Consider the following 20,319-nt stretch of genomic DNA (forward strand, 5'->3'; position numbering starts at 1 on the left):
CGTCAGTCCTTCCCGAATTTGCGCCCGCACATCGGGCAGTTGTGGATTTCGGTATAGGCGGTCTCTCCGTTCTCCGCGTCGCAGAGGCTTAGAAACACCTTTCCGTCCTGCCGGTAGACGTACACTCCGTACTCGCAGATGTTTCCGTTTCCGATTTCCATCTCGTGCGTGAGCAACGCCTTTTCGTCAGTCCCGATATCCTTGCAGAAGTCGCACATCACTTCGCCTCCTCTTCTTCGTCGTGTTCGCTTTCGGCATTCTTGCGGCTCAGTTCGTCCTCGACTTCGTCGTCCACGGGTTCGGCTTCCTTCGGGTCGCCGTAAGTGATGATGGAGTACATCTTCCGGAGAATGTCGATATCGTAGGTTCTCTCGAGGATGTGTTCGACGCTGCCGAGAACAGCGTCGTGGATGTCGCAAGGCCTGACCTGATCGTCGATGTCGGAAAGTACCGCGCAGCGGTCTTCGTCGTTCTTGATTCCGAGAAGGTCATGCTGCGATTCGTCGATTGTGTCGTCGAGGTCGTAGCAGCAAAAGAGCAGCAGTGCAATCACGTCATCCTTGTCGCCTTCCTGGATCTTTTTCGCGATGGCCTTGCGGAGACGGTTTTTCGTCATGTCTTGTTTTGTTTCACGGAACAGGATTTCCTTTCTTTCCTTTTCTTCTTCGGCCTCGCGTTCCTCTTCGGTCATTTCGTGGTAGTCTGGCAGGTCGCGCTTGTCGAAGTATTCGAGCGTCTTGAGAGTAGCAGCGTCGACAAGGATTCGCTTCCGGATGCCTGCTTCCTTGGCCTGTTCCTGGCCCTCGGTGTCCCAGGAGTCGATTTCGTACTTGTCGGCTTCGTCTTCGTAGCTGATGCATTTTCCGGTAAACTTGCCGAGGCGGGCATTCCTGCCTTCTTCCTGGAGCTTCTTCACCTTCGCCTCTGCGGCCTTCTTCGCCTTGCGCGTCCAGCAATTAGGATCGAGGCAGTAGGCCTTCGGTTCGTTCTCGAACAGGTCCGCCTGGCATGAGCTGCACTTGTCGCACTTGAGGCAGGCTTCGTGCTCGAACGGCGCGCGGCTCAGGTCCTTGTGGTAACGGTCCAGGACTCCGTCGATGAAATACTTGTCCGTGCGGTAGCAGCTTTCGAGCTCGCGCTTGAAGACGTTGTCCGGGAGGTCGGCAATTTTCGCGGCCGCGTCGAGGCCGATTACGCCTTCCTTGACCTTCTTCAGCACCTTGTCGCCGGCGTCGGCGAGTTTCTTGCGGACCAGCACCCAGCGCAACGTGCGGCCGAACTTGCGGGCCACCTGATGCACGGTATTCTTCTTGCTGACAAGGAATTTCACTGCCATGCACTCCTCGTATGGCGTCATGTCCATGCGGGTGACGTTCTCGGAGAGCGGGATTTCGTCGAGACCCTCGGAATCCTTGTCCACCACGTGGCAGGGAACATTCGCAAGCCCGATTCGTTTCGCGGCCGCGAGCCTTCGGTGTCCCGCGACGACGCGGTACTGCGTCGGCATCCCGAAGTCGTTTGTGACCGTGATTGGGTTGATGATACCGTGCGCCCGGATGGACGCGGCCAGGTCGTCGATGTCGCCTACCTGGCGGATGTTCCCGTTCTCATGGATGTTGTCCACGGCGATGGTGCGGAAACTGTATTTGCGTTCCTCGTCGCCGTTCATGTCGTAGTGCTTGCCTTCCACCTTTTCGTTCTTGTCATTCTTCATCATTCAGTTCCTTGAGTTTCTGGTCGAGTTTGACCGCTTTGGCGAACATTGCCTTGCTGTTTCCAGCAAGTACATTCTTGTGCTTTTCTCGGAGTCCGTCCGCGAACTTGGCCGAGTTGAGCGAGGAGTACACGCTGTACAGGGCGTCGAACATTTCCGCCTTCTCGGCTGCGAGCCGTCCGATTGTCGCCCGGTACTTCAGGCACATCCTTGCGAGTTCCGCTTCGAGCGGGGTGTAGTTACCCCCCCCCTGCGTTACTTTGTTCACAATTTCCTTTACGTCGTCAATCGAGAGTTTCATTTCGTTTTCTCCTTCATATCGCGCAGTTCGCGCAGGTTTCTGAGTTCCTTGTTTGCGAGTTCGAGCATTCGCAGGGTAGACCTGTATGCGTCGCGGTACATTGTCACTTCGCACCTGAGCTGGACGATGAATGCGTCCTTTTCGGATTCCGTCATTATACGGCCTCCTTGCTGGCTTCGTGTGCGAGCTTCCAGCGCATGGATCTGATGGCGCTGTCGGAAAGACCGCACGCATTGAGGTAGGCGGTATCTCCGTCCTGGAGCGCGTTCTTCATCTGGGCGGTCCAGCTGATGCGGCGGAACTTCGGCATTTCGCAGGCCTCTACGATGCCCTTCCTGCGGCGTTTCAGGGCGGACTGCTCCGCTGACTTGACGGCACGGTACAGTTTTTGCGCGTCGGCGTCCCAGGCGTCGTAGCCGTATCCGTCGTTCTTGCGCTTGAGGTATTCGTGCACCAGCGCCACGCAAGGCATGGCGCGCTGCCTGGCGCGCTTTTCGGCATTGCGAAGCCGTTCGTATGCCTTGAGAATTTTCCGCGCCTCCTGGGCGTCCTTTTTAGTGATTTCCATTGTTCGTTCTCCTTTTCGTTGTTGGATTTGTTAGAAAGGCAGGTCGTCTTCTTCGTCCGCCTGCGGCATCGGCGCCGTCGACGTCGCCGGAGTCCCGTTCGTCCGCGCATGGGCCTGAGTCCCGTTTGTCGTCGACTGTCTCGGGGTGAGCAGCTGGAACGTGGACATGTTGATGTCGGTGGCGTAGCGTTTCTGTCCCGTCGCCTGGTCGTCCCACGCGCGGTACTGCACCTCGCCTTCCACGTATAGCGTCGTCCCCTTCTTCACTCCGAGCTGTTCGATGATGTCCGGAAGCTTGCCCCAGCCGACGACATTGTGCCACTGGGTCTCTTCCTTCGTCTCGCCTCTGTTGTCGCGGTAGCGCTTCGACGTCGCGAGCGAGAATGTGACTCGCTTGCGTCCGCTCGGAGTGACACGGGTCTCGGGGTCCTTGCCCACGTTTCCGATGAGCATGACCTTGTTCATGTATGGCATTCGTATTCTCCTTTGAAAATGGCGCCGGAACGGTCGACTCCGGCGGGTCCCTGCATGCCCCCGAACGGTGGGCGCTTGGCACGGCGGATCCCCTGCACAAGGAACGAAATGGGTGTCCGTCGCGGATTCCGCGCGGTCCGCGCGCGGGGCGGTGCCTGATGGCAGGCTGGTTGTCGACGGTCAATTTCCGGACGAAAATCCGCACCGCCTGTTTGCATTTCTCGTCTCTACGGACTTCCGGATGCGTTCCCTTCTGGCTTCCGGGTCCGCCATTTCGTTGAGGAACGTCGAGAGTCTCCCGACGGCCGCGCCTGCCGCCGCCATCGCCCGGTTGCGTTCCGAGCGCATGGTGTGTGTGCCCTGTTCGATCTTGGTCATCGCTGCGAGGTTGTCCTTCGACAGGTTGGACGGGTCGCCGTCCAGGAACACGACCGACAGTCCTTCCGGGACGGGGCTCCCGTTGTAATGCTCCCACAGCACGCGGGCGAGGTTCCTTCGCTTGCCGGACGTCTCGCGCCAGAAACCGCCTTTCCACACCCATTTGGAACCGCCCCATTCGATGTGGTCGGAAAGCCTGGCCGTCGGGGGAGGGTCCCTGTCGATTCCCCGTTCATTGCAGATATCCGCCACGGTGGCATAGCTGACGCCGAACATGCGCGCGGTAGCCCTTACCTTGCCAGTCCTCCGCACCTGTTCCGCGATGCGGTCCTTCGTATCCGCGTCCGTACGGACAGCCGTCTTCGGATTGACGGGATGATAGCCGTCAAGTCCAAGAATGAAAGCCTTGGTATAGCAAGCTCTGGATGTACGTCCTGGTACAGGCTTGTGGGCTTTCAGGAGGGCGATCTCGTCCGCTGTCCACGAATTGGCGCGCTTCATTTCCATTCCTCTGCGGTCGGGCCGAATTCCTCGGACTTGGTCGGCTTCTTCATTGAGTCGCATCCGATGGATTCGGACGCCCTTGCAGCGAGTTCCTTGCCGTACGCATTCGCTGTTTTCGTGTCGACGGGCGGTTCGAGGTAGTCGATCCGCTTCGACCAGATGCCTCCGCTGGGCATCCCCTTGACCGCGCGGATGAAGTCCGTCTCGGCCTTGGCGGCGTCGATCACGGTCCTTCCGAGGACGGCGGACGCCGTCGCTTCCTGCGCGCTGATCTTCTTCTCGCGGAGCATCCTCATCGTCTCGAGGAGCTCGTCTGTCACCTGGCGGACGATGCCGCCGTTGCTTGCGTTATCCATTACCTTTGTCCTTTCCTTCCGTTTCGGCGAGCGGGCAGGCGTGCCACGGTTCGCGCGGTCGTCCGCCACGTTCCGCGGCCTTCCGTCCCCTGAGGCATCCCTTTTCCTTCATCGGGCATCTCAGGCAGTCGTACAGCATCGCGGTCTCCGTTCTCCAGTTCCATGGCGACGTGGCCGGAGAACATGGACCACGTCGCCGCCGGATCGTTCCGGCTTTTTCTAGACGTCCCCGCGGAGTCGGACCGCGGCGCGCGCACTCGGAAGCGCGCGGACCGTCGGACGGTGGCTTTTCCCGAGCCTCAGTATTCGCGCACGAGCGTGTCCGCCTTCTTCTTCTTCTCGACGTAGTCTCCGTATTCGGCCTCGAATCGATCCTCGGAGAGCCCGAGCCACTTGGCGGCGTCCTTCGGGGAGATCTTCACGTACTTCCAGATCTCTTCCATGTTCGCCCCGTCGCGTTCGGCCTCGAAGACGAAGGCGGCGACGTCGTTGATGGACGACGAGTAGCCCGTGTTCTTGACCTTGAATCCCTTGCTGACCTCGCCGAACTCGGCGTAGAGCCGTCCTTCGGCGTCCTTGATGCGGTCGGATATTCCCTTCCCCGCGTCCGTGAACTGGTCCGCGAGCACCTGCAGGTCGTGGACGTCCTGCGCCATCGCCATGAGGGCGTCGGCCGGGGCCTTGCCCGTGTTTACGTCGTTCACGACGCGGCAAGCCTCCTTGAGGCGGTCCTCCACGATGGTGTCGAGGATGGTCTCGTCGTTGAGTGCCACGAGTGTCTTTGCCATTTTACGTTCTCCTTTATGTGGTTCAAAAAGTGTGCCCGGATGACCCGCCGGGCGCGGGGTTGTGGAATTTCCTTACCCTTTCGCTTCCGTGGCGTCCGGGAGCGCGGCGACGGCGTCGCTCACCTTCTTGAGGTCTGCCGCCTTCACTTCCTTCTCGGACTCGAACCCGAGTCGTCCGAGGCAGTCGGCGACAGCGTCCGCGCCCTTGACGGCCTTCTGGCGCCCGATCCATGCGATGAAGTTCGCGATTCTCGCCTGGCTGGACGGCGCGGCGGGCTTTCTCGTTTTCGGGAGTTCCGTCGCCTCGGGGAGCGGGATTTCCGCCTGTTCGTGGACGGCGTCCTGCGCCTGCGCCTGTGCCGCTGCGTCATCGTACGCGGCTTCGGCGTATTCCGGCTGGGCGGAGTACCCGTCTTCTTCGTACGCGGGCGCCCATTCCTGTTCCTGCGGATGCGCGTTCCGTCCCTGCTGCCTTCCGTACGCCTGCCGGTCGCCTTCGCCGAGGTCGTAGCCTCCGGCGGCAGCGTTGCCCTTCATGTCCTCGAGGTCCTGCGTGAATGCGCACGAGCCTCCAGTCGCCTTGAGCACCGCGTCGACGAGAGAGCGCTTGGCCGCCATCTTGAGCACCGTGTTGTATGTGTCCGCGATGTCCGGGTTCTCGAGCCTCGTCGATCCCTTGCGGAAGATCGTCCAGTTTCCGTTCTCGTCCTTGGCCGCCACGTAGCCCGGACCGCCGAGGATGCCCTGAGCCGTCGGGGAGCCCGCCTTCTTCGCGCTCCAGTATTCCTTGGGGACTGGCCTTCCCGTGTTCTCGCGCTCCGTGCCGCGGTAGCGGTACTTGGACTCCTTGGTGGAGCAGGAGCCGATGCCCGTTGCGATGATCTCGCCCGTGGCCTGCGAGCTGATGGTGGTCGTCACCATGTACTCGCGGTGCCCTTCGCCGAGGTCCGTGATCTCCGCCTTCGTGTCGGGCGCGAGCCTGAACGCCATGCAGAGGAGCTCCGCTCCGTTCTTGAGGAGCGTGGGCTTGTCGCCGCATCCGGGGATTTTCCCCATGTGGACGCCGTCGACCATGATCTCCTGCTTGAGGCGCTGCACCATGCCGGCGCGGGTCTTGAGGTCGGCGATGCTCATCATCGGGATTCCCGAGGACGTCGCCGCCTGGAGTGCGCGGCCCTGAGCCGCCGCGATTTCGTTTCCGTTTGCCATTTTTCCGTTCTCCTTCGAGTTAGAGTTGTTGATTCAGGGTGTTACGTGTCCCAGTGTTCCGGATGGTTGTCGAACCATTCCCGTACCTTCTTCTTCGCCATCTTGCGGCGCCTGCGGTCGATGACCGCGTCCACGACGCACCACATGACGGATAGCGCCGCGAGGGCCGAGATGACGATCAATGCCTTGTCCATGGATGCCTCCTTATCCGTTCGCGACCGCGTACGCGACGAACTCGCCCCAGAGCAGGGCGCCCGCTGCCACCGCGGCAACCATTTCCTTCCAGTCCGACTTGATTTCCTGCAAGATCCTTTTCATGAGCGATTCTCCTTTTTCCTTTTCCTATGCATCGACGCGCTCGCCGCGCGCCATCCTCGATATCCTGTCGTCCCCGGTCATCCGCACGTACTCTGCGTATGTCATCGTCCCCTTCGCCGGGAGCTGTACGCGTCGGATCCGTTCCTCGCGGACCCGGACGAGTGCGTCCGACAGGTCCTTCCGCGTCGGGATTCCCCGCGCGGCCTTCGCCTTCCGGAACGCGGCCCGCACCTCGTATACAGACTCGAAGCGGACGGACTCCAGGAGCGAACGCGCCACGACGGCCGCGTTGTCGGCTGGGAGGTGTCTCCCCGACCGGACGTACGCGATCGACAGCTCGTCCTCCACGGCATTGCAGATGCATTCGTTCATTCCTTGTCCTCCGTCATTGTCGTTGTCATCAGTACGCGCCCCCGTTGTCGGCGACGTCCTCGACCCACTTCTCGAGCCACGGCCTCGGGAACCACACGGGCGCAGAGCGGCGCAGCTGGAAGAATCGGAGCGGTACCTTCATCCGTCCGGCGCGGCTCTTGCGTATCATCACGTCGAGCGTGGACACGGATAGCCCGAGCTCCTCCGCGGCCTTCTTCCGTCCGAGGCATTCCATTCCCATGATGGTCGCGGATTCAGGCGTCCCAGTGTTCATCCTTCCTTCTCCTTCCCGCGCCTGCGGGCCTTTGCGTCGCAGAACCTCTTCAGCGCGCCCTTCCAGTTCCCGATCGGGTTCCCGTACCGGTCCTTCCATCCCCTGTCGCTGCACATCTCGAACCACTGCCTGGCGTCGAACTCGTCGAGCCCCTCGGCGGCCACGTGCTCGTACAGGTCCTCGCTGTCCGGGACCTCCGGCACGCGCGCACCGCGGGACTTGGATTGTGTCCCGGGAGCGCGCGGCTTGGTCAGGCCGTCGAGAGCGTAAATGGTGGCAGACGTGCCAGATTCCGACGTTGCGCCCTCGCGGGCTTGGTACATGTCCTGGGAGTCCTCGCGGATGTCCCCGTCTGCCGTTAATTGGTCGCAGGATGGTGGTGTTTTCGCAGCGGCGCCGTTTCCGGCGTCTGGCATATCATCCCCGGCGTTGCCGTGCGGGGCATCCTGCGGTGATTTCTTCGGGCGTCCGCCCTTCTTGCCGTTCTCTACTGTACGCTTATACTCTTCAGCCGCGGTGTCGAAAGCAACCTTTGCGCGTTCTGAATTCTTGAAATTGCGAAAGAAAAGAGCCTTCCGAAACTGGAATTCTTCTTTCCCAAGTGCTTCGTAATCGATCGCACCAGTATCGAAGTCCACGAAGTTCTCGTTCGTGAAACGCCACATGGCTTCAATCCAGTTTCTGGTCCAGTAAGGACCTTTAAGGACCTTTTCATTAGCCATTAGCCTTTTCCTTTTTGGCGAACTCTTCAACAGCCATGCGGACAATCTTTCCTTTTGTCTCATCGAGCTTTTCGGCAAGTTCCTTGACCTTTTCAGCCGTTTCCGCCGGCACTGCTATGTGTACCCTATCTGCCATTGTTCTTTTTACTCCAGTTGATTTCCTTGAACACTTCTTTCATCCAGTCGTTCAGAACCGCGTCAAAAATCTTTACCTTGTCTTCGTTGGTAATGTTGGAACCGTTACGCAGAGTGTTGAGAATGAACGAAACCCCGACATCTTCGATGAGATAGCCCTTAGAATTCCAAACGGTCTCGAAAAGTCCGTCAGCGAGAAATTCTTCATTGGTCATTTGCTCTGAACCGAAATATTCCTTGTTGCGTTCGATTATCCTTTTCAAGTCTAAAGCAGCCATGTTTTTACTCCTTATTAAACGAAGCGTTTAATCTTAAACTCTACGTTGATGAATATATGAACGGAAAATTGATTTGTCAATAGTTTTTTAAAATTTTTTCATTTTTTTTTTAACTCCATCTATTTTTGTATCGACAACCATTTAAAAAGAGGTCTTATGGAAATACAGAATTTCATGAAAGAGCGTGGATATACCCAAACGGACCTCGCCAAGATGCTGAATACCAGCGTTCAGAACGTGAACAAGTGGGTAAACGGTGGCGGTGTGCCGTCCTATGAGTTCTGCCAAAGGCTGTTGCAGATTGGCATGTCTGTAGAAGACTTGTTTGGCGTTCAAGTTGAATCGTCGTCGCCGTCAAAGATAGAGCCGATAACGACGGCTGAATTTATCGACATTCTGAAAGAAACGCTGGATAACAGTCTCGATGGAATCAAGGCAAGGATAAAACCGAACAAAAACCCATAGGATAACAGCTAGGTTTTATTTTAGAAACCAGTAGGTTTACCCATAGGATAACCGAACGGATAGGCCGCAGGCTTACCCGTTGGTGTACCTATAGCGTAACCTAAGTAAGAAGTAAGAAGTAGGAAGTAATAACTCAATTTTATTCCATTTAAATATTTAAAACCCTCAACTCAACTCTTTTCTTTGGTCCTTTCTTTTCGAGCCGAGCCGAGGGGGTCGAATACAGAAAAATCCAGCCCCGAAAAGCGGGATTCCTCTTTTCCGGAAAGAGAGCCCCAGATCGAATGTACACGGAAGTACCCGGTTTATCGATGAGAAAATTTTTCGGGAAATTTCTAAAAGTATATTGACAAAATGTAATACAATTTGTATATTTATGACATGAAGTTCATCAAGCACGCGTTTGAAAAGTTCGACGAGAGGACGTTCACGCCCGAAATGGCCGCAAAGCTGATGAACGGAAAGCACATCCTGAAACAATCGAAATCGAACCCAGACCGTTACCTGGCTCTAGGTTCGGTTGACGGGAATTGCTGGGTGGTCGTGCTGGAAAAGGACCTTTACACTGTAGTCACGGCCAGGAGGGCCCACGACGACGAGGAGGAACTATGGAAAAGAAAGTGAAAATCGCAAAGGGCGCAACGATGTCCAAGGCCGAAGTCGATGAGTTCGAGGGAAGCCTTGCAGGCTTTTTCGAAGAGGGTGTCAGGGACGGCTCCGCAATCGTGTCCGAAGGCCACTGGGAGAAGACCGTGGCCGAAATCAAGGCACGAAACGCAAGGAACGAGCGGAAAATGACTTCGCTCAGGGTTCCAGTGTGGATTCTAGAGGGGCTGAAGCGAAACGCCGAAAGGGGCGGGGTCAAGTTCAGCGAGTACGCCATCGAGGCCCTGGCGAAGGCTGCCGTGTAAACCAAAATACGGGAAAAGACGCCATAAGCCCGAAAAAATCGGCATTGCCTCCGGTAAAGGTCAAGATAAGGCCCGTAATCGAGGATGTCGGCGCATGCTTTGACGACGCCGGAGAAAAGCTCCGCATGTCCATGCAGAGGCTGGAAACAAAAAACTCCTGAGAAAATGACGGCATCCTGAATGCGGAAGGCTCCGGGCGATACACGGGGCCTTTTTTCGTTCGCTCCCGGGAAAGGACCGCCGCGCTGCCGCCGGGTTTTTTGGTGTTCTTGGGTGTTTTTTGGTGTCTTTGGGTGTTTGCGGCTTTTCCAGGCAAAATGCCCTAAATTTTTTCACATGAAATTCAACGACATCGCAGTTTTCCAGCCGAACGTGCTCCACCGGACCAAGGAAGGATACCTCGAAGGGCGCATCCGCGTCACGGGCGCGGGCGTCTTCACCTACATGACAGGGAACGGGAAGGTGCGTCGTCTCCGCACGGTCGAGGAAGTCGGGAAGCCCGAAAGCTACTACACCCTGAACGGACAGCCGGTGACGAGACGCCACCCGGCGGAATCGGTCGACCCGGAGAACGCGAAGAAGCTCTCCGTCGGGTACTGCATGAACGATGCGTACTTCGACGGCCTGAACCTGTGGATCACCATCCGGGTGACGGACGCCGAAACGATCAAGGACATCGAATCCGGGGAACTCGCCGCGGTCAGCTGCGGCGGGGAATTCACCGTCTACGCCCAGTCGGGTAACTGGCAGGGGAGCGACTACGACGAGATCGCGACGGACATCAAGTACAACCACCTCGCCATCGTCACGAAGGGAAGGGCGGGGGACGGCGTCACCATCCAGGTGGGCGACTCCGCCGATATCGAATTTTTCACGAACAAAACAGGAGAATCCAAGATGGTTAAACATTTTTTGGACGGTGCGGTCTTCGAAGTGGACGAAAAGGTGCACGAAGCCTTGAACGCTGCTGAAAAGGCCAAGACTGAATACGAGGCCAAGTTCAATGACCAGGCCGACCAGATCGAAAAGCTCAAGGCGCAGGTCGACACGCAGGCAGCCGAAATCAAGAAGATGCAGGATGCCGCCGTCGACGAAGCCGCGATCAACGAACGGGTCAAGGAAAAGCTCGCCGTCGTGTCCTTCGCGAAGGAACACGGCGTGGAATTCAAGGACGAAATGACGGTCGGCGAAATCAAGGCCGCCGTCGTGGCGAAGGTTTCCGGCATTTCCCTCGAAGGCAAGTCAGAAGCGTACCGTGACGCGGCTTACGACTCCGCCGTCGCCATGGTCTCCAAGGCGCCTGCCAAGAAGGCCGCGAACCCGCTCGCCGGACAGTTCCAGGATGCCGCCGACGAAAACGACCCGGAAAAGGCGTACCAGGCAATGAAGGCGAAGACCTACAACATCAAGAAGGAGGGCTAACAGATGGCTCTGCAACTCATCAATTCCAAGGGAGAACCGGGACTGCTCTTCCCGTTCGTACCGCACTCCATCGAAACCGGCGTCATGCAGGACGACAAGGACCTTGCCGGCGGTTTCGCGCTCTGGGGCAAGAAAGGCGAAACTGGCAAGGTCTATGCGGCCAAGCCGGAAGGCGGCATCTTCCTCGGAATCGCACAGCTCACGACCATCAACGACGCCTACTTCGAAGGCGACATGGTGAACGTCGTCAAGAAGGGACGCATCCAGGTCAAGGTTTCCGCCGAAGTGCTCGCGAACCAGGCCGCATACGTCGATGACGAAGGCAACTTCTCGGCGACGGAAACGGGCACAGCCATCGCAGGCGGCGTGTTCAAGACCAACTCCGCCGCAAACGGCATCGCCGAACTCGAAATCGCATAAGGAGGATGAAAGATGTTCTTCAACGATGAACAGGTTGTAAAGATCCGTGAACTCTTCCGCCAGATCCAGACCGAAATCTACGGCCTCGACCGCGCGGACCTCACGGCAATCACGCTCGTACCTGCCGAAACCAACCTCAAGGAATGGATCCGCAGCTACGTCTACAAGTACGTTACCGAAGTCGGCTACGCCAAGTTCGTGAGCGATTACGCCGAAGACTTGCCGCCGGTCGCCCGGTTCCTGCAGGCAAAGGCCGTGGAAATCAAGACCATCGCCGACAGCTACAGCTTCTCTGAACAGGAACTGAACGAATGGCTCGCCATCGGCACCCGCATCGACACCGCGGAAGCGGAAACCGCAAAGGCCAAGATCGACGAAAAGGTGGACGAAACGATCCTCAAGGGCGACGCGGAAGCGGGCTTCCAGGGTCTCATCAACAACGCCAACGTGACCATGTACGTGCCGAACGTGGGCGCCGATTCCGGAACCGTTCTCAAGGGCCGCGACCTTGCGGGCGTGACCGCCACGATCCAGGGCATGATCGACGCCCAGAAGACGCTCGCGGCAAACGATGCCGGCAAGGCTACCGTCAAGGCGGACTCGCTCCTCCTTGCTCCGGCAGACTACGCCTACATCGCCACCACGCCGATCAACGCGAACAACTCGACGACCATGCTCGAATGGCTGAAGAAGACGTTCCCGCAGATCACCACATGGGCGGAAGTGGAAGAACTCCACAACGCGAGCGCGAGCGGCGACAAGGACCGTGCAGTCCTTTACAAGAAGGACCGCAAGTGCGTCGCATACCTGCTCCCGATCCCGTTCCGCCAGAAGCAGGCACAGGAACGCGCCCTGCACTACAAGGTGCCGTGCTACGCCCGCTGCGGCGGTACGATCTTCAAGAACCTCAAGTCCGTAATCTACGCGGACGGGGTCTAAGTTCCAACACCGGTAAACCTCTGGTGGGGCTCGCCGCCTGACATCGGCGGCGGCTCTTCCGGGGTTGCCTTTTTTCGAGAGGTTTAACGATGATTCTGATTTTTAACGAAGCCCGCGCCGTGTTTTACGGCAAGTACCGGCTCATTCCGGGAACGAACGTCGTGGACGACAAGTTCGACCTGACTCACCCGACCATCAAGGAAATGCTCGAAGACGGACGCCTGGAACAGGTGGACGAATCCAATGCGGCGGACGTCAAGAAGGCGATCGCGCACGCCTACACCAAGAATGCGCTCGACGGCGTGACGTCCGGATCGAAGGACAAAGGCGTGACTGAGGCAGCGAAGAAGCAGGCCTCGAAGATCAAGAAGATCGACAAGGAATGGTCAGACGCCGTCAAGAAGCAGGAAAAGCAGAAAACCGGCGACGAAAAGGACGAAGAAGGCGACACGGAGGAATAACCGATGGCAGGTCTGACCGAAGAGGAAATGGCGAAGGTGAAGGGGTTCATGCACCCCGACCTCGTGGCGGATTCCCGCTGCGAGACCTGGATCGCCATGGCCCAGTTCAGGGTCGGACGGTGCTATTTCGGCGCCGCGTTCCATTATGCGCTCGCTCTCATGGCCAGCCACATCGGGGCGCTCGAAGGACGCGGGGCTGACGGAGACGCCGGAAGGATCGCTTCCAAGAAGGAAGGCGACATCTCCGTTTCCTACGCTTCCGGATCGTCGGACGGTGACGGCGACCTCTCCAGCACCAGCTTTGGCCAGCAGTACCTGGCACTTTTGAAGCAGTACAGCGTGCGTCCGGGAGTGACCGGGCGCGTGAATTTCCGCCGTTTCTGCGGCGGGGCAAGGAAGGTGCTCTGATGACGACGCCGTTCAACCGCAAGTTCACGTTCTACACGGCTCCGAAGCCTGGATTCGGATCGAACGGGCGACCGCTCGATGTCGAGGCTTCAAGCAGGGTCGTGCGTGGAACGATCCAGAGCGTGACGGGAGAAGAGGCGCTCGCCCTTTCGCAGGGCAACCGGAACACCGGAGTCGTCAAGGTTTACGCCTCGGAACGCCTCATCGCTAGGGCACAGCTGAGCGACACCCAGGGATGGGTGGTCAGCGCTGCCGGGCGGGTCTACGAACTCACCGAAGAATTGCCGTTCCAGAACCTGGGACCGATCAAGCACTGGAAGTATATCGCTTCCGAAGTGCCTGCCGCACAGATTCCGGACTTCCTGAAGGGGGGATCATGACCTTGCAGGGAATCCGAGACTGCATCTGCGGATATTTCAACTCGCAGGAAGAATTCGAAGGCTGCCCGTTCATCCAGGTGCCTACGAACCAGCCCGCGCCTGTCGGCAACTACATGGCCGTCGGAGTGGAGGGCGTGGAACAGCAGGGGAACCGGATGACGCCGCCTCCGGGCGAAAACGGGGAATACGGCTTTTTCGACGTGGCGACGCTCTACTTCACCGAGGTGGAGGGCGACGGTGACAACCTGAGGCACGCATTGCAGCACCTGCAATGTCCGGAGTTCATCGCTGCGGCGAAGACGGCGGGGTTCACCGTATGGGACCCGTCGGCGATCATCCGGCTCGACAGCTATGACGGCGACTTTTTCATCAGGCAGTTGCGCGCCTCGTTCCGGGTGAACTTCGGGGAATCCAGGAAGGCGGCGCTACCGAAGATCGATAACGTGGATTTTACTTTAACAGGAGAATAAGATCATGGCCCAGATTATCGACCAGATTGTGAACATTTCCATCCATGATGCGGTGAGCGCGGTCGAAACGACCGACGTGAACACCATGGCCATCGTCGGCACGGCTGGCGACGGATCCAGCGCTTCCGCGGGAGTCTATGCCGATCTCGACAGCATCGGCGACGATTTCGGGACTGGCAGCCAGCTCTACGGCATGGCCAAAAACATCTATGCACAGGAGTCGATGCCCGACAAGCTGGTTGTCATCCCTTGCGCTTCTTTCGCCGGATTGCAGGACGCCATCGTGGGCGCCGCACAGGCGGGGCTCGACTTTTACCACATCGTCACGTTCCAGGACAAGGCGACGTCCGCCGGACTTTTGAGCCTTCAGGCATGGCTCTCCGACAACCACAAGATCCTGCACGTCCAGGTCCCGGACGCATCCGGACTCATGGCGGCGCTCAAAGACATGGACGTCGACCGTGTCGCCATCTACCAGCACGTCGAAGAAGTGGACGACAATCCGGAATATTTGGCGGCCGCCCTTGTCGCACTCCGTTGCGCTGCGGATTCCGCCCGCGGGACATTTGCGCACAAGAAGGTGAAGGGCATGACTGCGGACAGCTACACACCGACCACTTACGCGGCTGCGATCGCTGCAGGCATCAACATCTACACAAAGGTGGCGGGCGAAAAGCGCGTCTTCATGGGCACCTGCGCGAACGGACCGAAGACCTTCATCGACAACGTCATCAAGGACGACTGGATCCGTTTCAACGTCCAGTCCAAGATTTTCGCGCTTCTCGGCGAAGCGAACGACGGAGCGGGCGTCACCTATGACGATACGGGCATCCAGAGCGTGGCGGCAGCCATCGGCAACGTATTCACGCAGGCGGCAGGCTCCGACAGACAGTACATCATGGAAGGCTTCGAGGTCGAATACAAGACCTACGACTACCTGAAGGAGAACAACGAGGAAGACGTGCGCAAGCGCAACCTGCCGCTCATCTCGGGCAGATACAGCCGCATGAACTCGATCCACACCGTGAACACGGTCAAGCTGAACGTCACCCTTTAACGGGAGGAAAGAAAAATGGCAGTAAGAACATACGACCACACCAAAGTGAACATCGCCCTGAACGGCGTTGCCATTACCGACTTCAACGGCGACCCGACGGTCACGAAGCAGGGGAACGATTTCGAAGTCGTGGAAGGCTCGAACGGCGCCGTGGAACGCGCACGCATGGTGCGCAAGCTCTACACGGTCACGCTCCCGATGATGCAGACGAGCCCGCAGATCGACGCCATCGAAGCGCTGCGCATCGCCGACGAACGCACGGGTGCAGGACCGTACCCGTTCGCCATCACCGATCTCAACGGCGCATACGTGCTGATGGGACAGGCATGGATCAATTCCATGGGCGACGCCACGAAGGGACGCGCCACCACGGCACGCACCATCACGCTCGACGTTTACGCGGACTTCGCGTTCGAAGGCGCATAACCGGAAAAACACCAGAGGTAAACCATGTTGAAACCTATCGATTTTGAAGTCAACGGCGAAAAATACCAGTCGTTGCCGCACACTGGATTCGAGGCGCTGAACCTCGACCGCAAGGTGACCGCCCTGTTCTCTAGAGTTTCCCGCAAGGGGAGCAAGAACGAGACCGATTTTTACGAAGCGGTCACCGAAGAACTCGCGGATTATTCCGACGACGAATACAGATGGCTTGTCGAGACGACCTTCAACCGCACCACGGTGGTGACGGATGGCAAACCGCACGTCCGACTTGCTGACATGGACGCCATCGCGGAACAATTCCGGGGAAAAGGCTCCGAACTTTACGGGATCCTCATCCGGATCTGGAGCGAGGAACGTCTCACCCCTTTCGTTACAGCCCAGGAACCGGAAAACGGCTCGGCTGGAACCTGAACGGGTCGAACCCGTACGTTGCGGCCTTCATTGCCGAAGACGCCGCTGACGGCGGGGAACTGGGCGAAATCGGGACGCTCGAAGGGAGCGCCTCCGATGATTTCGTCATTTGGGCGATCGTAGTCGAGTCGAAAGTCCCGCTTTCCGACATCGAGGAGAACTGGACGTTCGACAGGATGCAGGCCTTCATGGCGGTTCGACAGATGCGGCAGGATTACAGGTCCGCATGGCGCAAGCTTTACGAGAAGAAGAACGAGGCTGAACGTGGCTGAAGATTATGTTTTCAAGATCAAGGCGGTCCCGGACCTTTCCGGATTCGATGCTGCCTTAAAGTCCGAACTCAAGAAGCTAAAGCTTGGATTCGGCGTCCAGGCGGCATTCAACGGGACGGGATCCATGTCGAAGGGCGGGAACACCGCCCTTTCTTCCATGGTGCATGCAGAACGGAACGCCACCAAGTCGCTCCTCAATTTTTCATCGGCAGTAACGCAGGCGACCCGCGGAATTTCCGGACTCGGGACAAGAGTCGCATCCGTACAGAAAACGGCTCCAAAGGTTGCCCAGACGCAGGTAACGGCACAGAAAGGCGCGAACTGGGCCCAGGCATTGATGGCCCTGCCGGGCATGCAGTCTGTAGCCGGTCTCGTTACGGCATTTCCGAGAAAGGCGTTCTCTTCGGGGCTCACCAACTTCAAGGAAACGGAAACGCTCCGGACGAACCTGGGCACGCTCCTCGGTTCCGACGAAAGGGGCGCCGCATTCACGAAGAGGCTCGAGGAGTATGCCAAGTACACGCCGTACGCGATGAACGACATCGCATCGCTGGCGAAAGGGCTAATCCAGTACAACGTGAGCGAAGGGGACACGGAAAAGCTCATGAAGCAGGTGGGCGACATCGCCATGGGCAGCAAGAGCCAGATGTCGAGCCTCGGGCTTGTCCTCGGGCAGGTAGCCAGCGCCGGGAAATTGCAGGGGCAGGACCTGCTCCAGTTCATCAATGCGGGCTTCAATCCGCTCGCCATCCTGAGCGAGGCATGGGGTAGACCCATGGCGGAACTCAAGGACGCGATGAGCGAAGGAAAGATTTCGTTCGAGATGGTCCGCGAGGCGTTAAACCTTGCGACGCAGGAAGGCGGAAAGTTCTACAAGGGAGCAGAACGCGGGAGCAAGACGCTCGAAGGCCTTCTCAGCACTGCGGTCGACAATTTCAGCATCGCCATGGGCGACGCCTTCAGGAACAACGAGGACGTCATCAAGGGTATCGCCACGACGATGGCGAGCATCGACTGGACCGGGGTCTCGAAGATGCTCGGAGATATCGTGAACGTTGTCGGGAGATTCGGAGGAGGATTGGCGACACTCATCAAGGCCATCGCTCCGTTTCCGGATCTCGTATATTTGACAACAGGCGCTCTCGGTGGATTGGTGGCGTATGTATCGGGCAACGTTATGAGGTCCGTTTTAGGATTAACATCGGCCATGAAGTCGATGGCGACCCAGGCAAACGCGACGGCTGCGGCTGTCGGAACGAATGGGGCGACAGGACAGGTCGGCAAATTTACGGAGGCTCTTGGCGGACCGATGCTCAAGGGAGGCCTCTATGCTGCTACAGGTTGGGCTGTCGGGCAGATCGTACGGTTCGGATCTACGCTGTTAGATTATCTTGACGAGAAGAAAAAAGCGAAAGAGACGGTCAATGCGATAGAAGAGGACGGAAAAATCAGAAGTGGAATAATCAAAACGTACAAAAAATTCAATGCGGACGGTGAATGGACCGAAAGCGAGAAAATAGCTTATCGTGAAACCTTGGAGACGGCCAAGAGGCTCGGTGTGGATGTTGCCGGATCGTACTTGGACATTTTCAAACAGGAAGCCAGACAGGAAGGCAAGAAGGAAGGCGAGGGAATGAAACCGCCGAAACTCCCCAAGCCGGTCGTCAACATCAGCGCGGACTTCAACAGCGTTTCGAGGCTTGTCAAGGAAAACCTCACGGAAATCCTTAGAAGCCAGCTCAGGGTCATGAACAGATACCAGGCGGTGAACGAATGATAGGGTACATCCAGCGGGCGACACGGAAACGGCCCATTCCGCGAGCCATCCCGGCGTCGCTCTTCACGCAGTCCGAGGATTTCGGTCTTGACGAGCTCCCGTTCGACCTGCTCATCGACGAATCGCACGAGCTCGGATTCGACATCACCGATCACGCCGTGGAGAACGGGGAGGTCATTTCAGACAGCATCCAGCGCAGGCTCCGCTCGGTGACGGTGCGCGGCATGTTCACGAACCATCCGGTCCGGAAAAGCTCCGGGTTTACCGTCGACAAGGACGGGAAGGTGACGAAGCCGGAGAACGTGACCATCGAGGACGGGGACGGGAACGAGGCGATCAAGAACACGGCTCGGGATGACAAATGGAAAATGCTCAACGAGATCGCAGAGCGGAAGGGGACGGTCCGGCTCGTCACTGCGCTCGAAATCTATGACGAGATGGCGATCGAGAGCATCCAGGCGGATCGCGGAGCCGAAGACGGGGAAGCGATCCAGTTCACGCTGACGCTCCGCGAGATCCGCTCCGTCGCCTTCGTGAGCACGAGCGAGGGCGGGACGTTTACTCCGGCAAAGCAGACGACATGGAAGGAACGTGTGGCGGCAAGGAAGAAGCAGAACGGCAAGGTCAGCGCAGAGGAAATCGAGGCGGAAAAGAAAATCGACGAACTCGCACGGATGAAGGGCGGCAAGACCGTCGCAAACGGAGGATATCAGGATGCTGAGAGTACCGACGGACATGAAGGGTAATGCCTACATGGTGGAATCCGTCAACGTAGGCGGGCAGAGCGTCGCCATCCGGATGCTCTGGAACAACAGGGCCGGCGAATGGTTCGCCGATTTCGAGAGCGCGAACGGGAAAAACCTGGGCGTGGCTCTGGTACCATGGAGTGCGCTCCTTTCGGCAGGCAAAAAGGCGCTTCAGTCCGGGGATTTTGCAGTCCTGAAGGACGAAAAGACGGGCGACGACGAGATCACGTTCGACAATTTCGGAACGACGTGGGGGCTCTATTACCTGACGGACGACGAAATCGCGAAGATGCGTGAAAAGGGGGTGCTCTGATGGCGTTCGGAAGGGTTGTCCGGCTTTTTGTCGGTAATTTTGCGCTCGGGAACATGGATACGAAAGACGCGAAGCGAATCGACGGGCTCGACATCGAGTTCTCGGTGACGCGGTCGATCGAGTTCTGGGACAACGCCGCCACGATCACGCTCTACAACCCGAGCCCGGACACGTTGCGATACGTCATGCGTACGGGAGCATCGGTGATCCTCCAGGCGGGACACGAGGACGAGACGGTCGGGAACATTTTCGTCGGGCAGATTGCCCGCGTGGAGACCCACAGGGAAGGACCCGACATCGTGACGGCAATGACGTGCAAGAGCGCAAGGGGCGCCTATTACCAGCTCGTGAAGCTTTCCTGCGACGTGCGCTTCCGGAAGGGGGCGACATTCAGGGAATGCCTCCAGTACATGGCGGATTATGCCGGGGTCGCTTTGCGGGCCGGGGCTGACCTCGATGCGCTCGACGGGGCTCTTTCCCGCAACTTTCAGGCTTCTGGATCCTTCCCGGGCGTTTTCGAGAACTTTGTCCGGACGGTACTCAAGCCAGAGGCGAAACTCGGCGCGTTCTACGACAACAACGAGATCCTGATTCTCGGGGAGAACAAGCACGTGGAGATCGAGCATATCGCCCTTTATTACGACACGGGGCTTCTTTCCGCATCCGAAATCCGCGACGAGGGCGACAACGACATCAACGGGGGCGGTGACGCATACCACATGATGGCTGGAATCCCGGAGCTAGAGAAGAAATACAGGCTTGACGAGCACGCGCCGAAAGTCCAGGAAGTGGACAGAAAGCGCAGGGTCAGGTTCCGGGCTATCCTCAGCCCGAAATTCTGCCCGAACGCACGCGTGGAACTCGACAGCACGACTGGCGACTCCTACGACAGCGTGCTGGCTGTCCAGGGACTTTTTTCGATCGACAGCGTGGAATTCAACGGAGGGACGACCGGATCCGACTTCACGGTCGAATGCGAGGCGGTGGAGGTGACTGAATGAGCGGAACGGCGACAATCCGGAAAGTGATCGA

General features: G+C 58.2%; 35 protein-coding genes. 17 read left to right on the plus strand and 18 right to left on the minus strand.

The window, feature by feature from the left end; translation table 11 throughout:
- Nucleotides 1-2: 2 nt before the first annotated feature.
- The 17 genes from BGX16_RS11835 to BGX16_RS11900 all read right to left on the minus strand — a co-directional run bounded on the left by BGX16_RS11835 (nt 3) and on the right by BGX16_RS11900 (nt 8,391).
- Complete coding sequence (locus tag BGX16_RS11835; RefSeq protein ID WP_100426218.1) at nt 3-218, minus strand: hypothetical protein; 216 nt, start codon at nt 216-218, stop codon at nt 3-5.
- Nucleotides 218-1,717: a ParB/RepB/Spo0J family partition protein gene (locus BGX16_RS11840; RefSeq protein ID WP_100426219.1), complete on the minus strand. Its 1,500-nt coding sequence runs from the start codon at nt 1,715-1,717 to the stop codon at nt 218-220. The genes BGX16_RS11835 and BGX16_RS11840 overlap by 1 nt, the downstream gene beginning before the upstream one ends.
- Nucleotides 1,704-2,015 carry a hypothetical protein gene (locus tag BGX16_RS11845; protein ID WP_100426220.1) on the minus strand — a complete coding sequence of 104 codons (312 nt, stop codon included), beginning with the start codon at nt 2,013-2,015 and terminating at the stop codon, nt 1,704-1,706. The genes BGX16_RS11840 and BGX16_RS11845 overlap by 14 nt, the downstream gene beginning before the upstream one ends.
- Nucleotides 2,012-2,170, minus strand: coding sequence for a hypothetical protein (locus BGX16_RS14715; RefSeq protein WP_157798023.1), 159 nt, complete (start codon nt 2,168-2,170; stop codon nt 2,012-2,014). Before BGX16_RS14715 ends, BGX16_RS11845 begins: the two co-directional genes overlap by 4 nt.
- On the minus strand, nt 2,170-2,583 hold the full coding sequence (locus BGX16_RS11850; protein WP_100426221.1) for a hypothetical protein: 414 nt from the start codon (nt 2,581-2,583) through the stop codon (nt 2,170-2,172). The genes BGX16_RS14715 and BGX16_RS11850 overlap by 1 nt, the downstream gene beginning before the upstream one ends.
- A gap of 30 nt (nt 2,584-2,613) precedes the next feature.
- Nucleotides 2,614-3,057 carry a single-stranded DNA-binding protein gene (locus tag BGX16_RS11855; protein ID WP_100426222.1) on the minus strand — a complete coding sequence of 148 codons (444 nt, stop codon included), beginning with the start codon at nt 3,055-3,057 and terminating at the stop codon, nt 2,614-2,616.
- 180 nt (nt 3,058-3,237) lie between these two features.
- Entirely contained in the window at nt 3,238-3,936 is a 699-nt protein-coding gene (locus BGX16_RS11860) for an HNH endonuclease signature motif containing protein (protein ID WP_157798024.1), read from the minus strand.
- On the minus strand, nt 3,933-4,295 hold the full coding sequence (locus tag BGX16_RS11865; RefSeq protein ID WP_157798025.1) for a hypothetical protein: 363 nt from the start codon (nt 4,293-4,295) through the stop codon (nt 3,933-3,935). The genes BGX16_RS11860 and BGX16_RS11865 overlap by 4 nt, the downstream gene beginning before the upstream one ends.
- Entirely contained in the window at nt 4,288-4,434 is a 147-nt protein-coding gene (locus BGX16_RS14720) for a hypothetical protein (protein WP_157798026.1), read from the minus strand. The genes BGX16_RS11865 and BGX16_RS14720 overlap by 8 nt, the downstream gene beginning before the upstream one ends.
- 160 nt (nt 4,435-4,594) lie before the next feature.
- The gene (locus tag BGX16_RS11870) at nt 4,595-5,083 is read right to left on the minus strand and encodes a hypothetical protein (RefSeq protein WP_100426225.1); all 489 of its coding nucleotides are present in this window, start codon (nt 5,081-5,083) and stop codon (nt 4,595-4,597) included.
- A gap of 72 nt (nt 5,084-5,155) precedes the next feature.
- Entirely contained in the window at nt 5,156-6,292 is a 1,137-nt protein-coding gene (locus BGX16_RS11875) for a hypothetical protein (RefSeq protein ID WP_100426226.1), read from the minus strand.
- Between the two features lie 41 nt (nt 6,293-6,333).
- Complete coding sequence (locus BGX16_RS14725) at nt 6,334-6,486, minus strand: hypothetical protein (protein WP_157798027.1); 153 nt, start codon at nt 6,484-6,486, stop codon at nt 6,334-6,336.
- Between the two features lie 148 nt (nt 6,487-6,634).
- The gene (locus BGX16_RS11880; protein WP_100426227.1) at nt 6,635-6,982 is read right to left on the minus strand and encodes a hypothetical protein; all 348 of its coding nucleotides are present in this window, start codon (nt 6,980-6,982) and stop codon (nt 6,635-6,637) included.
- 28 nt (nt 6,983-7,010) lie between these two features.
- Nucleotides 7,011-7,256, minus strand: coding sequence for a hypothetical protein (locus BGX16_RS11885; protein WP_100426228.1), 246 nt, complete (start codon nt 7,254-7,256; stop codon nt 7,011-7,013).
- Entirely contained in the window at nt 7,253-7,978 is a 726-nt protein-coding gene (locus tag BGX16_RS11890) for a hypothetical protein (protein ID WP_100426229.1), read from the minus strand. Before BGX16_RS11890 ends, BGX16_RS11885 begins: the two co-directional genes overlap by 4 nt.
- Nucleotides 7,971-8,114, minus strand: coding sequence for a ribbon-helix-helix protein, CopG family (locus BGX16_RS11895; RefSeq protein WP_100426230.1), 144 nt, complete (start codon nt 8,112-8,114; stop codon nt 7,971-7,973). The genes BGX16_RS11890 and BGX16_RS11895 overlap by 8 nt, the downstream gene beginning before the upstream one ends.
- Nucleotides 8,104-8,391: a hypothetical protein gene (locus tag BGX16_RS11900; protein WP_100426231.1), complete on the minus strand. Its 288-nt coding sequence runs from the start codon at nt 8,389-8,391 to the stop codon at nt 8,104-8,106. Before BGX16_RS11900 ends, BGX16_RS11895 begins: the two co-directional genes overlap by 11 nt.
- A 156-nt stretch (nt 8,392-8,547) precedes the next feature.
- Here BGX16_RS11900 and BGX16_RS11905 point away from each other — a divergent pair, with 156 nt between their 5' ends.
- The 13 genes from BGX16_RS11905 (at nt 8,548) to BGX16_RS11965 (ending at nt 16,179) form a co-directional block, all read left to right on the plus strand.
- Nucleotides 8,548-8,856, plus strand: coding sequence for a helix-turn-helix transcriptional regulator (locus BGX16_RS11905; RefSeq protein ID WP_100426232.1), 309 nt, complete (start codon nt 8,548-8,550; stop codon nt 8,854-8,856).
- A 381-nt stretch (nt 8,857-9,237) separates the two neighbouring features.
- Nucleotides 9,238-9,480: a BrnT family toxin gene (locus BGX16_RS11910; protein WP_100426233.1), complete on the plus strand. Its 243-nt coding sequence runs from the start codon at nt 9,238-9,240 to the stop codon at nt 9,478-9,480.
- Complete coding sequence (locus BGX16_RS11915) at nt 9,465-9,767, plus strand: hypothetical protein (protein ID WP_157798028.1); 303 nt, start codon at nt 9,465-9,467, stop codon at nt 9,765-9,767. Before BGX16_RS11910 ends, BGX16_RS11915 begins: the two co-directional genes overlap by 16 nt.
- Before the next feature lie 336 nt (nt 9,768-10,103).
- Nucleotides 10,104-11,189, plus strand: a complete 1,086-nt coding sequence (locus BGX16_RS11920; RefSeq protein WP_157798029.1) for a DUF2213 domain-containing protein — start codon at nt 10,104-10,106, stop codon at nt 11,187-11,189.
- Nucleotides 11,190-11,192: 3 nt separating this feature from the next.
- Nucleotides 11,193-11,609: a structural cement protein Gp24 gene (locus tag BGX16_RS11925; RefSeq protein ID WP_100426236.1), complete on the plus strand. Its 417-nt coding sequence runs from the start codon at nt 11,193-11,195 to the stop codon at nt 11,607-11,609.
- Nucleotides 11,610-11,621: 12 nt separating this feature from the next.
- Entirely contained in the window at nt 11,622-12,548 is a 927-nt protein-coding gene (locus BGX16_RS11930; RefSeq protein WP_100426237.1) for a major capsid family protein, read from the plus strand.
- Nucleotides 12,549-12,637: 89 nt separating this feature from the next.
- Nucleotides 12,638-13,009 (plus strand): hypothetical protein, encoded by a 372-nt coding sequence (locus BGX16_RS11935; protein WP_100426238.1) that lies wholly within the window; start codon nt 12,638-12,640, stop codon nt 13,007-13,009.
- Nucleotides 13,010-13,012: 3 nt separating this feature from the next.
- Nucleotides 13,013-13,417 (plus strand): DUF4054 domain-containing protein, encoded by a 405-nt coding sequence (locus tag BGX16_RS11940; RefSeq protein ID WP_100426239.1) that lies wholly within the window; start codon nt 13,013-13,015, stop codon nt 13,415-13,417.
- A 101-nt stretch (nt 13,418-13,518) separates the two neighbouring features.
- Nucleotides 13,519-13,797 carry a hypothetical protein gene (locus tag BGX16_RS11945; protein ID WP_157798030.1) on the plus strand — a complete coding sequence of 93 codons (279 nt, stop codon included), beginning with the start codon at nt 13,519-13,521 and terminating at the stop codon, nt 13,795-13,797.
- The gene (locus BGX16_RS11950) at nt 13,794-14,267 is read left to right on the plus strand and encodes a hypothetical protein (RefSeq protein ID WP_100426241.1); all 474 of its coding nucleotides are present in this window, start codon (nt 13,794-13,796) and stop codon (nt 14,265-14,267) included. The genes BGX16_RS11945 and BGX16_RS11950 overlap by 4 nt, the downstream gene beginning before the upstream one ends.
- A gap of 193 nt (nt 14,268-14,460) precedes the next feature.
- Complete coding sequence (locus BGX16_RS11955) at nt 14,461-15,324, plus strand: DUF3383 family protein (RefSeq protein ID WP_157798031.1); 864 nt, start codon at nt 14,461-14,463, stop codon at nt 15,322-15,324.
- A gap of 15 nt (nt 15,325-15,339) precedes the next feature.
- A complete protein-coding gene (locus BGX16_RS11960; RefSeq protein WP_100426243.1) occupies nt 15,340-15,750 on the plus strand; it encodes a hypothetical protein in 411 nt (136 codons plus the stop codon).
- A gap of 24 nt (nt 15,751-15,774) precedes the next feature.
- Nucleotides 15,775-16,179 (plus strand): hypothetical protein, encoded by a 405-nt coding sequence (locus BGX16_RS11965; protein ID WP_100426244.1) that lies wholly within the window; start codon nt 15,775-15,777, stop codon nt 16,177-16,179.
- On the opposite strand, the gene BGX16_RS14730 is transcribed toward BGX16_RS11965, so the two are convergent.
- Entirely contained in the window at nt 16,139-16,369 is a 231-nt protein-coding gene (locus BGX16_RS14730; protein ID WP_157798032.1) for a hypothetical protein, read from the minus strand. The two genes, BGX16_RS11965 and BGX16_RS14730, sit on opposite strands and share 41 nt — an antisense overlap.
- Before the next feature lie 74 nt (nt 16,370-16,443).
- On the opposite strand from BGX16_RS14730, the gene BGX16_RS11970 reads away from it, so the two are divergent.
- From BGX16_RS11970 to BGX16_RS11985, 4 genes are read left to right on the plus strand one after another with little or no spacing between them, the layout of a single operon-like run.
- Entirely contained in the window at nt 16,444-18,228 is a 1,785-nt protein-coding gene (locus BGX16_RS11970; protein ID WP_100426245.1) for a tape measure protein, read from the plus strand.
- Nucleotides 18,225-18,974, plus strand: coding sequence for a phage baseplate protein (locus BGX16_RS11975; protein WP_100426246.1), 750 nt, complete (start codon nt 18,225-18,227; stop codon nt 18,972-18,974). The genes BGX16_RS11970 and BGX16_RS11975 overlap by 4 nt, the downstream gene beginning before the upstream one ends.
- Nucleotides 18,943-19,287 (plus strand): phage baseplate plug family protein, encoded by a 345-nt coding sequence (locus BGX16_RS11980; protein WP_157798033.1) that lies wholly within the window; start codon nt 18,943-18,945, stop codon nt 19,285-19,287. The genes BGX16_RS11975 and BGX16_RS11980 overlap by 32 nt, the downstream gene beginning before the upstream one ends.
- Nucleotides 19,287-20,288, plus strand: coding sequence for a baseplate hub protein (locus tag BGX16_RS11985; protein WP_100426248.1), 1,002 nt, complete (start codon nt 19,287-19,289; stop codon nt 20,286-20,288). The genes BGX16_RS11980 and BGX16_RS11985 overlap by 1 nt, the downstream gene beginning before the upstream one ends.
- Nucleotides 20,289-20,319 lie beyond the last annotated feature (31 nt).

This window comes from Hallerella succinigenes (genome assembly GCF_002797675.1).
GTDB lineage: Bacteria > Fibrobacterota > Fibrobacteria > Fibrobacterales > Fibrobacteraceae > Hallerella > Hallerella succinigenes.